A 10,045-nucleotide genomic window follows, 5' to 3' on the forward strand; every position below is an offset into this window, starting at 1 on the left:
CCATAACGCCGACTTTTACCGTTTATCCGGTGGTTTAAAAACCAGGATCCCAATCTACTTCGATAGTACGAGTAGCGAGATCGACTTTCTTGATAACCTGCCCATCGAGGAACGGTACAAGACGTTCCTTGATACCAAACGCATCTTTCAGGTTTGCCTTAATGACAATGACGTCATTCGAACCGGTTTCCATCATATCGACGACTTTACCGAGATCGTAACCTTCAGTGGTCACTACCTGGCAGCCCATAAGGTCTTTCCAGTAGTAGGAACCATCTTCCAGCGCTGGCAACTGCGAGGAATCCACGACAATTTCGCAATTAGTCAGTAGATTCGCCGAATCACGATCGTCAACGCCTTTCAGCTTGATGATCAGATCCTGATTGTGGTGCTTCCAGCTTTCCAGCTGTACTTGCTGCCACTGACCCGCCTTCTGGATAAACCAGGGCTGATAGTCAAAAATGCTTTCGGCGTCTTCAGTGGAAGAAAACACTCTGAGCCAACCACGGATACCGTAAGAAGACCCCATTTTCCCCAAAACGATGGGTTCCACAGGAGCCTGCGCGGCGAGTTGCTTGCTCATCATGACCACCGTGACAGATTAAGCTGCTTTGTTTGCTGCTTTGATCAGCGTAGCTACGCGATCAGAAATAGTCGCGCCCTGGCCAACCCAGTGAGCGATGCGATCCAGATCCAGGCGAGTGCCTTCTTCTTTTTCGCTAGCGATTGGGTTAAAGAAGCCAACGCGCTCGATGAAGCGACCGTTGCGTGCATTACGGCTGTCGGTAACAACAACCTGGTAGAACGGACGCTTTTTAGCGCCGTGACGAGCTAAACGAATAGTAACCATAACATCCTCTTGTGTGAATAAAACACCCAGGCCCCATCGAGGAACGGAGCCCGAGTGTCATATTAAAAGCCCGAAAATTTTACTGATTTCTGGGAAAAAAGCAATCAACATGTGATGAGGCTTTATACTTGGGCATTACCGTTGCAGCCAGTTTGGCGTCGGTGTGCACGCAGAAAGCGGAACGTACATGCAGTACGTGAGCATTTCGAGCCCACCCCGACGTCAAAAAGGCAAATTAGGTAGCCCGATATATTTATCTACCAGGGAAGCCTGGCGGCATCATACCCTTCATGCCACGCATCATCTTCGCCATACCGCCTTTCTTCATTTTCTTCATCATGCGCTGCATGTCGTCGAACTGTTTCAGAAGGCGGTTTACGTCCTGTACCTGCATACCGCAGCCGGCAGCAATACGGCGTTTACGGGAACCTTTGATGATTTCCGGCTTAGCGCGTTCTTTCATCGTCATCGAGTTGATGATGGCTTCCATACGCACCAGCACTTTATCGTCCATCTGCGATTTCACGTTGTCTGGGATCTGCCCCATGCCCGGCAGCTTGCCCATCAGGCTTGCCATGCCGCCCATGTTTTTCATCTGGTTGAGCTGCTCAAGGAAATCGTTGAGATCGAAGCCGTCGCCTTTTTTCAGCTTGCTGGCTAATTTCTCTGCCTGCGCGCGGTCAACCTTGCTTTCGATATCTTCGATCAGCGACAGCACGTCACCCATGCCGAGAATACGCGAAGCAATACGATCCGGGTGGAACGGCTCCAGCGCCTCGGTTTTCTCGCCGACGCCGAGGAATTTAATCGGCTTACCGGTGATATGACGAATAGAGAGCGCCGCACCACCACGAGCATCACCATCAACTTTGGTCAGCACGACACCGGTTAACGGCAGCGCTTCGTTGAAGGCTTTTGCGGTATTCGCGGCATCCTGACCGGTCATGGCGTCGACCACAAACAGCGTTTCAACCGGCTTAATAGAAGCGTGGACCTGTTTGATTTCGTCCATCATCGCTTCATCAACGTGCAGGCGACCGGCGGTATCCACCAGCAGCACGTCGTAGAATTTGAGTTTGGCTTCTTTCAGCGCGGCGTTAACGATATCGACCGGCTTCTGGCCGACATCCGACGGGAAGAAGTCCACACCGACCTGCTCGGCCAGCGTTTCCAGCTGTTTTATCGCCGCCGGGCGATAAACGTCCGCGGAGACCACCAGCACTTTCTTCTTGTGCTTCTCACGCAGGAATTTCCCCAGCTTACCGACGCTGGTCGTTTTACCCGCCCCCTGCAGACCAGCCATCAGCACAACGGCTGGCGGCTGTGCAGCCAGATTCAGGGTCTGGTTTTCTTCGCCCATTGCCGCAACCAGTTCGTTACGGACAATCTTGACGAACTCCTGACCCGGCGTCAGGCTTTTGTTAACTTCATGACCAACCGCTTTCTCTTTTACGCGATTGATAAACTCACGCACTACCGGCAGCGCTACGTCAGCCTCCAGCAGCGCCATGCGCACTTCGCGCAGCGTCTCTTTAACGTTGTCTTCAGTAAGGCGTCCACGGCCACTGATATTGCGCAGCGTGCGCGACAAACGATCGGTTAAATTATCAAACATTGTCTCTCGCCTGGGGTGGAAACGGTCGGTCGCGACAGCGACACATCAACAGAAATTTGTCGCAGTATAACATGAAGCCGCCTTTGTTGTTATGCAACGGTTGGAGCAGCGGTCACGTAACGCTATACTGCTTTTCTTTATCACTGGCCAACTGTCGACACCTATATGCCCGTTTTTGCTCTGCTCGCCCTTGTCGCCTACTCAGTCAGCCTTGCGCTGATTATTCCCGCTCTGCTGCAAAAAAACAGCGGCTGGCGGCGTATGGCTATTCTCTCCGCGGTCGTCGCGCTGGTAAGTCATGCTATCGCCCTGGAAGCGCGAATTCTGCCCGGCGGTGAAAGCGGACAAAACCTGAGTCTGTTGAACGTCGGCTCACTGGTTAGCCTGATGATCTGTACGGTAATGACTATTGTCGCTTCCCGCAATCGTGGCTGGCTATTACTGCCCATTGTCTACGCCTTTGCGCTGATCAACCTGGCCTTCGCCACGTTTATGCCTAACGAGTTCATCACCCATCTCGAAGCTACGCCGGGCATGATGATTCACATCGGGCTATCGCTATTCGCTTACGCCACGCTGATTATCGCCGCACTGTATGCGCTGCAACTGGCATGGATCGACTACCAGCTGAAAAACAAAAAACTGGCCTTCAGCAATGAGATGCCGCCGCTAATGAGTATTGAGCGGAAAATGTTTCATATCACCCAAATTGGCGTGGTTCTGCTGACGCTCACCCTGTGCACAGGCCTGTTTTACATGCATAACCTGTTCAGTACCGAGAACATTGATAAAGCCGTTCTCTCTATCGTGGCATGGTTTGTCTATATCGTTCTGTTGTGGGGGCATTACCATGAAGGCTGGCGCGGACGTCGCGTCGTATGGTTTAACGTCGCAGGCGCAGGCATTCTAACGCTGGCCTATTTCGGCAGTCGTATCCTGCAGCAGTTCGTGAGTTAAATCTTTAAGGAACCCTACGTGGAACACATCTCCACCACCACGCTCATTATCACGCTTCTCATCATGGTGGTCATTTCCGCCTATTTTTCCGGTTCTGAAACCGGAATGATGACCCTGAATCGCTATCGTCTACGTCATCGGGCCAAGCAGGGGAATCGTCAGGCAAAACGCGTTGAAAAGCTACTTCGTAAGCCGGACCGCCTGATAAGCCTGGTGCTCATCGGTAATAATCTGGTGAATATTCTGGCCTCCGCGCTCGGCACCATTGTCGGTATGCGCCTGTATGGCGATGCGGGTGTCGCTATTGCCACTGGGGTACTGACGTTTGTCGTGCTGGTTTTTGCCGAAGTACTGCCCAAGACTATTGCCGCGCTGTATCCAGAAAAAGTCGCCTATCCGAGCAGTGTACTGCTGGCTCCACTGCAGATTCTGATGATGCCGTTGGTGTGGCTACTCAACACCATCACGCGGCTACTTATGCGCATGATGGGCATCAAAACGGATATCGTGGTGAGCGGTTCGCTGAGTAAAGATGAACTGCGAACGCTGGTGAATGAATCGCGCTCGCAAATTTCACGCCGTAACCAGGATATGCTGCTGTCAGTGCTGGATCTGGAAAAAGTCAGCGTCGATGACATCATGATCCCGCGTAACGAAATCATCGGCATTGATATTAACGATGACTGGAAGTCAATCGTGCGTCAGCTTTCGCACTCTCCACATGGCCGTATTGTGCTGTACCGCGACTCGCTGGACGACGCCATCAGTATGCTGCGCGTACGTGAAGCCTGGCGATTGATGGCAGAGAAAAAAGAGTTCACCAAAGAGACCATGTTACGTGCCGCCGACGAAATTTATTACGTCCCGGAAGGTACGCCTCTCAGCACCCAGCTCATTAAGTTTCAGCGAAACAAGAAGAAAGTGGGTCTGGTTGTTAATGAATATGGCGATATTCAGGGGCTGGTCACGGTCGAAGATATTCTGGAAGAGATTGTCGGCGACTTCACCACTTCAATGTCACCCACGCTTGCCGAAGAGGTAACGCCGCAGAATGATGGCTCGGTGATCATTGACGGCAGCGCCAACGTTCGTGAAATCAATAAGGCGTTTAACTGGCACCTGCCGGAAGATGACGCACGTACCGTGAATGGTATTATTCTTGAAGCGCTGGAAGAGATCCCGGTTGCCGGCACGCGTGTGCGCATCGGACAGTACGATATCGATATTCTCGACGTGCAGGACAATATGATTAAACAGGTGCAGGTATTGCCGGTCAAACCGCTACGGGAAAGCGTGTCGGACCAGTGAGAGTAATTCAGGCCGGGTAGCGCGTGAGCATTACCCGGCCTGAAGGCTGATTAGCCTTTGGCTTTCGCCACAGAGACCATCGCGGCGCGGATGGTACGTCCGTTCAGGGTATAGCCTTTTTGCATTACCATCAGCACATTACCGGCAGCAACGTCGTCGGACTCTACCATTGCAATTGCCTGGTGCACGTTCGGGTCCATCGGCACATCGATATCCGCAACCACCTGTACACCAAACTTCGCCACGACATCCAGCATTGACTTACGGGTCAGCTCAATACCTTCAACCATCGCCGCCATAGCGTCATTATCTTTGTCCGCCACTTCCAGCGCGCGGTCCAGGCTATCCAGCACCGGCAGCAGTTCGTTGACGAATTTTTCCAGCGCAAACTTATGCGCTTTTTCTACGTCCAGTTCGGTACGACGACGCAGGTTTTCCATTTCCGCTTTGATACGCAACACGCTGTCGCGCTCGCGAGTTTCGGCCTCAGCAAGCTGAGCTTCCAGATTCGCAATTTTTTCATCGCGCGGATCCACCTGCTCAGCAGAAGCGTCTGATTCAACCGCCTCAACTTCTTCGTGCTGATCCATGATAATTTCTTCCGGGGCTTGCCCCTCAGGCGTTTTCTGTTCTTTACTACTCATGAATTTCTCCGCGTTTTTTTCGCATTCATCTCGCTAACTTGGCTTATTATGGGGATCAGATTCAGGGATTCAAGGGAAGTACTCACATTGTCACTAATCTTCGTTACAAGGACCTCGAGAAAATGAACAAACATTTCAAGTGTATTGGCATTGTGGGGCATCCACGTCACCCCACTGCACTGACCACACATGAAATGCTCTACCGTTGGCTGTGCACCAAAGGTTATGAGGTTATCGTTGAGCAACAAATCGCTCACGAGCTGCAGCTGAAAAATGTGAAAACCGGTACGCTCGCAGAAATTGGCCAACAGGCAGACCTCGCCGTGGTAGTCGGCGGCGACGGCAATATGCTGGGCGCCGCTCGCACCCTGGCACGTTATGACATCAAGGTTATTGGCATTAACCGCGGCAACCTCGGTTTTTTGACCGACCTTGACCCAGACAATGCCCAGCAACAGTTAGCTGACGTGCTGGAAGGCCACTACATCAGCGAAAAGCGCTTTTTACTCGAAGCTCAGGTGTGTCAACAGGATTGCCAGAAGCGCATTAGCACTGCCATCAATGAAGTTGTGCTGCACCCCGGGAAAGTGGCGCACATGATTGAATTTGAAGTCTATATCGATGAAATTTTTGCCTTCTCCCAACGTTCAGATGGGCTGATTATCTCGACGCCGACCGGCTCTACCGCCTACTCGCTCTCTGCCGGAGGCCCAATTCTGACGCCTTCTCTGGATGCCATTACGCTGGTACCCATGTTTCCGCATACGCTTTCCGCGCGACCGCTGGTGATCAACAGTAGCAGCACCATTCGCCTGCGCTTTTCCCATCGCCGTAACGATCTGGAAATCAGCTGTGACAGCCAAATCGCCCTGCCTATACAGGAAGGTGAAGACGTATTGATTCGCCGCTGTGATTATCATCTGAACCTGATACATCCAAAAGATTACAGCTATTTCAACACATTAAGCACTAAGCTTGGTTGGTCAAAAAAATTATTCTAATTTAACGCCAACCTCTTTACTGTATAAAAAACCAGTTTATACTGTATGAAATTACAGTTATGGTTTTTCATACAGGAAAACAGCTATGTTGGCACAACTGACCATCAGCAATTTTGCTATCGTTCGTGAACTTGAGATCGATTTCCAGAACGGAATGACCGTTATCACCGGTGAGACCGGTGCGGGTAAGTCCATTGCCATTGATGCTCTCGGTTTGTGTCTGGGCGGACGCGCAGACGCAGACATGGTGCGTGCAGGCGCCATGCGAGCCGACCTCTGCGCCCGTTTTGCCTTAAAAGATACCCCCGCAGCCCTGCGCTGGCTGGAAGAGAACCAGCTTGAGGAAGGCCGTGAGTGTTTGCTGCGTCGCGTTATCAGCAGCGATGGCCGCTCCCGTGGGTTTATTAACGGAACCGCCGTTCCGTTATCGCAGTTGCGCGAGCTGGGCCAGTTACTTATTCAAATCCATGGCCAGCATGCGCATCAGCTCCTGACAAAATCAGAACACCAAAAATCCCTGCTTGATGGTTACGCCAATGAAGCGTCTCTGACCCAGGAAATGGCTGCGCGCTACCAACTATGGCACCAAAGTTGCCGTGACCTGGCGCATCATCAGCAACAAAGCCTGGAACGCGCAGCCCGGGCGGAATTGTTGCAATACCAGTTAAAGGAACTGAACGAATTCAATCCGCAGCCGGGTGAGTTTGAGCAAATTGATGAAGAGTACAAGCGCCTGGCTAACAGTGGGCAATTACTCACCACCAGCCAACAGGCGCTGGCTATCCTGGCAGATGGTGAAGACATCAATCTGCAAAGCCAACTGTACACCGCAAAACACCTGGTCACTGAACTGGCAGGCATGGACGGCAAACTTTCAGGTATTCTGGATATGCTGGAAGAGGCCACCATCCAGCTCAGCGAAGCCAGCGACGAGCTGCGCCACTATTGCGATCGTCTGGATTTAGACCCTAACCGCTTGTTCGAACTCGAACAGCGTATCTCCAGGCAAATCTCGTTGGCGCGTAAGCATCATGTTGCCCCTGAAGTGCTGCCACAGTTCTATCAGTCGCTGCTGGATGAACAACAGCAACTGGACGATCAGGCCGACTCGCTCGAAACCTTAACCCTGGCGGTGAACAATCACCACCAGCAGGCGCTGGAAACGGCAAAAATGCTGCACCAACAGCGTCAGCATTATGCGCAGGAACTGGGACAACTTATTACAGAGAGCATGCATGCTCTCTCGATGCCGCACGGTGTCTTTTGCATTGATGTGAAATTTGAGGAGCACCATCTGAGCGCAGACGGTGCCGATCGCGTGGAGTTTAAAGTAACCACTAACCCAGGTCAGCCGTTACAGCCAATTGCGAAAGTCGCTTCCGGCGGGGAACTGTCACGTATTGCGCTGGCTATTCAGGTCATTACAGCACGTAAGATGGAAACGCCTGCGCTAATTTTCGATGAGGTGGATGTTGGTATCAGCGGCCCGACGGCTGCGGTAGTGGGTAAAATGTTGCGACAGTTGGGCGAGTCAACGCAGGTAATGTGTGTTACTCACCTGCCGCAGGTTGCGGGCTGTGGTCATCAACATTTCTATGTCAGCAAAGAAACAGATGGCGCGATGACGGAAACACACATGCAGCCGCTTGATAAACGCGCGCGCCTGCAGGAATTAGCCCGTCTACTTGGCGGTAGCGAAGTGACGCGCAATACCCTCGCAAATGCAAAAGAACTGCTGGCGGCATAAACTTTTTTACCTTGTGAAGGTCTGAGTTCAACATAAAATCGCCGACCGACCCGACAGCAAAAGGTTTTAAAGTGGTGAAAGGTCTATTATCATCGGCATATTACATATGAGCCGCGTACTGCTCGGGCCCGAAAAGGAATCAAATCACTATGCGCTGTAAAACGCTGACTGCTGCTGCAGCAGTACTACTGATGTTGACTGCAGGCTGTTCCACTCTGGAGCGAGTGGTTTACCGCCCTGACATCAACCAGGGAAATTATCTGACACCTACCGATGTCGCTAAAGTGCGCACGGGTATGACGCAACAGCAGGTTGCTTATGCTCTGGGTACACCAATGATGTCCGATCCTTTTGGCACTAATACCTGGTTTTATGTGTTCCGTCAGCAACCTGGACATGAAGGCGTAACCCAGCAAACGCTGACGCTGACCTTTAACAGCAGCGGCGTATTGACCAACATTGATAACAAACCCGCTTTGACCGATAACAAGTAGGTTTGAGAGATCAAAAAAAGGTGCTCAATGAGCACCTTTTTTATTGTCTGTTACTTTTTAGCGGATTTCTCTGCTCGCTGTCTGCGCAGCTCTTTTGGGTCAGCAATCAGTGGCCGGTAAATTTCCACCCGATCGCCGTCATGCAGAACATCAGCAAGCTTTACCGGACGGCTGTAGATACCCACTTTATTTTTACTGAGATCGATATCGGTACGTAATTCCAGCAGCCCGGAAGCGCGGATAGCCTCTTCCACCGTTGCGCCCTGCTGCAGCGTTACGCGCTGTAAATACTGTTTCTCGGGTAGCGCGTACGCCACTTCAACGACAATTTTAGCCGACGCTGACACTGTAAACCTCTTTCGCGCGAACCGTGAAGGCCTGCACCATATTTGAAGCCAGTTCTTTAAAGATACGGCCAAACGCCAGCTCGATTAACTTATTGGTGAACTCAAAATCGAGGTGAAATTCAATACGACACGCTTCATGACTCAGTGGCGTAAACTTCCAGCCGCCAATCAGCTTCTTGAACGGCCCATCGACCAGATGCATCAGAATGCTCTGATTACTGGTCAGTTGATTGCGCGTGGTGAACGTTTTACTGATCCCTGCTTTCGAGACATCCACAGCGGCCGTCATTTGTCCCGGAGTCGACTCCAGTACGCGGCTACCGGTGCAACCCGGCAAAAACTGAGGATAGGACTTAACGTCATTCACTAGCTGATACATCTGTTCCGCACTGTAGGGTACTAAAGCGGTCCGGCTAATCTGAGGCATAACAATTCCCATCAATATCAATCACACAAATAATACCATTTATCACCCGCTAAAAAAAACGCTATAGCCTAACTCGTGCTAAGATAGCGCCTTGCGCCCCGCTGGATGAAATGGGGTGTTTTTCGATTCCAGATTACCTATACTGAGCGGCATTATGACGAAGAAAAAAGCACACAAACCTGGCTCAGCCACAATCGCGCTAAACAAGCGCGCACGACACGAATACTTTATTGAAGAAGAGTTCGAAGCAGGACTCGCCCTGCAAGGTTGGGAAGTCAAATCCCTGCGCGCGGGTAAAGCCAACATCGGCGACAGCTATGTCATACTCAAAGACGGCGAAGCGTTCCTGTTTGGCGCCAACTTCACGCCAATGGCGGTGGCCTCAACACACGTGGTATGCGATCCCACTCGGACCCGTAAACTGTTGTTAAACCAGCGTGAACTCGACTCCCTGTATGGTCGTATGAATCGTGATGGTTATACCGTCGTTGCGCTTTCGTTGTACTGGAAGAATGCCTGGTGCAAAGTGAAAATTGGCGTTGCGAAAGGTAAGAAACAGCACGACAAGCGCTCTGATGTGAAAGAACGCGAATGGCAGTTAGATAAAGCGCGTATCATGAAAAATGCTGGCCGCTAAACGCTACTCCCCTGTGAC

12 protein-coding genes are annotated in these 10,045 nt (G+C 51.5%); 6 read left to right on the forward strand and 6 right to left on the reverse strand.

Annotated features, from left to right (window positions below):
* Positions 1-34: 34 nt before the first annotated feature.
* From rimM to ffh, 3 genes are all read right to left on the reverse strand, one after another.
* The gene (rimM, locus tag OGV75_RS03825; RefSeq protein WP_003031230.1) at positions 35-583 is read right to left on the reverse strand and encodes a ribosome maturation factor RimM; all 549 of its coding nucleotides are present in this window, start codon (positions 581-583) and stop codon (positions 35-37) included.
* A gap of 18 nt (positions 584-601) precedes the next feature.
* Positions 602-850, reverse strand: coding sequence for a 30S ribosomal protein S16 (gene rpsP, locus OGV75_RS03830; protein ID WP_003031228.1), 249 nt, complete (start codon positions 848-850; stop codon positions 602-604).
* 253 nt (positions 851-1,103) lie between these two features.
* A complete protein-coding gene (gene ffh / locus OGV75_RS03835) occupies positions 1,104-2,465 on the reverse strand; it encodes a signal recognition particle protein (protein ID WP_003031226.1) in 1,362 nt (453 codons plus the stop codon).
* 165 nt (positions 2,466-2,630) lie between these two features.
* Between ffh and OGV75_RS03840 the strand changes: the two genes are divergently transcribed.
* Positions 2,631-3,422, forward strand: a complete 792-nt coding sequence (locus tag OGV75_RS03840; RefSeq protein ID WP_003031224.1) for a cytochrome C assembly family protein — start codon at positions 2,631-2,633, stop codon at positions 3,420-3,422.
* Positions 3,423-3,440: 18 nt separating this feature from the next.
* Entirely contained in the window at positions 3,441-4,730 is a 1,290-nt protein-coding gene (locus tag OGV75_RS03845; RefSeq protein WP_008785520.1) for an HlyC/CorC family transporter, read from the forward strand.
* 50 nt (positions 4,731-4,780) lie between these two features.
* Here the strand turns inward: OGV75_RS03845 and grpE are convergent, their stop codons facing one another.
* Entirely contained in the window at positions 4,781-5,374 is a 594-nt protein-coding gene (grpE, locus tag OGV75_RS03850) for a nucleotide exchange factor GrpE (protein ID WP_003031221.1), read from the reverse strand.
* 122 nt (positions 5,375-5,496) lie between these two features.
* Between grpE and nadK the strand changes: the two genes are divergently transcribed.
* The 3 genes from nadK to bamE all read left to right on the forward strand — a co-directional run bounded on the left by nadK (position 5,497) and on the right by bamE (position 8,616).
* On the forward strand, positions 5,497-6,375 hold the full coding sequence (gene nadK / locus OGV75_RS03855; RefSeq protein WP_016154073.1) for an NAD(+) kinase: 879 nt from the start codon (positions 5,497-5,499) through the stop codon (positions 6,373-6,375).
* Between the two features lie 85 nt (positions 6,376-6,460).
* A complete protein-coding gene (gene recN / locus OGV75_RS03860; protein WP_016157188.1) occupies positions 6,461-8,122 on the forward strand; it encodes a DNA repair protein RecN in 1,662 nt (553 codons plus the stop codon).
* Between the two features lie 149 nt (positions 8,123-8,271).
* A complete protein-coding gene (gene bamE, locus OGV75_RS03865; protein ID WP_003826401.1) occupies positions 8,272-8,616 on the forward strand; it encodes an outer membrane protein assembly factor BamE in 345 nt (114 codons plus the stop codon).
* Between the two features lie 50 nt (positions 8,617-8,666).
* Here bamE and OGV75_RS03870 read toward each other — a convergent pair whose 3' ends face one another.
* Positions 8,667-8,963 carry an RnfH family protein gene (locus tag OGV75_RS03870; protein ID WP_003839823.1) on the reverse strand — a complete coding sequence of 99 codons (297 nt, stop codon included), beginning with the start codon at positions 8,961-8,963 and terminating at the stop codon, positions 8,667-8,669.
* Complete coding sequence (gene ratA, locus OGV75_RS03875) at positions 8,947-9,390, reverse strand: type II toxin-antitoxin system toxin RatA (RefSeq protein WP_003031213.1); 444 nt, start codon at positions 9,388-9,390, stop codon at positions 8,947-8,949. The genes OGV75_RS03870 and ratA overlap by 17 nt, the downstream gene beginning before the upstream one ends.
* A gap of 154 nt (positions 9,391-9,544) precedes the next feature.
* On the opposite strand from ratA, the gene smpB reads away from it, so the two are divergent.
* Positions 9,545-10,027 carry an SsrA-binding protein SmpB gene (gene smpB, locus OGV75_RS03880; RefSeq protein ID WP_003031211.1) on the forward strand — a complete coding sequence of 161 codons (483 nt, stop codon included), beginning with the start codon at positions 9,545-9,547 and terminating at the stop codon, positions 10,025-10,027.
* Positions 10,028-10,045: the final 18 nt, after the last annotated feature.

The organism is Citrobacter sp. Cb028 (assembly GCF_030336705.1).
Taxonomy (GTDB): Bacteria; Pseudomonadota; Gammaproteobacteria; order Enterobacterales; family Enterobacteriaceae; genus Citrobacter; species Citrobacter braakii.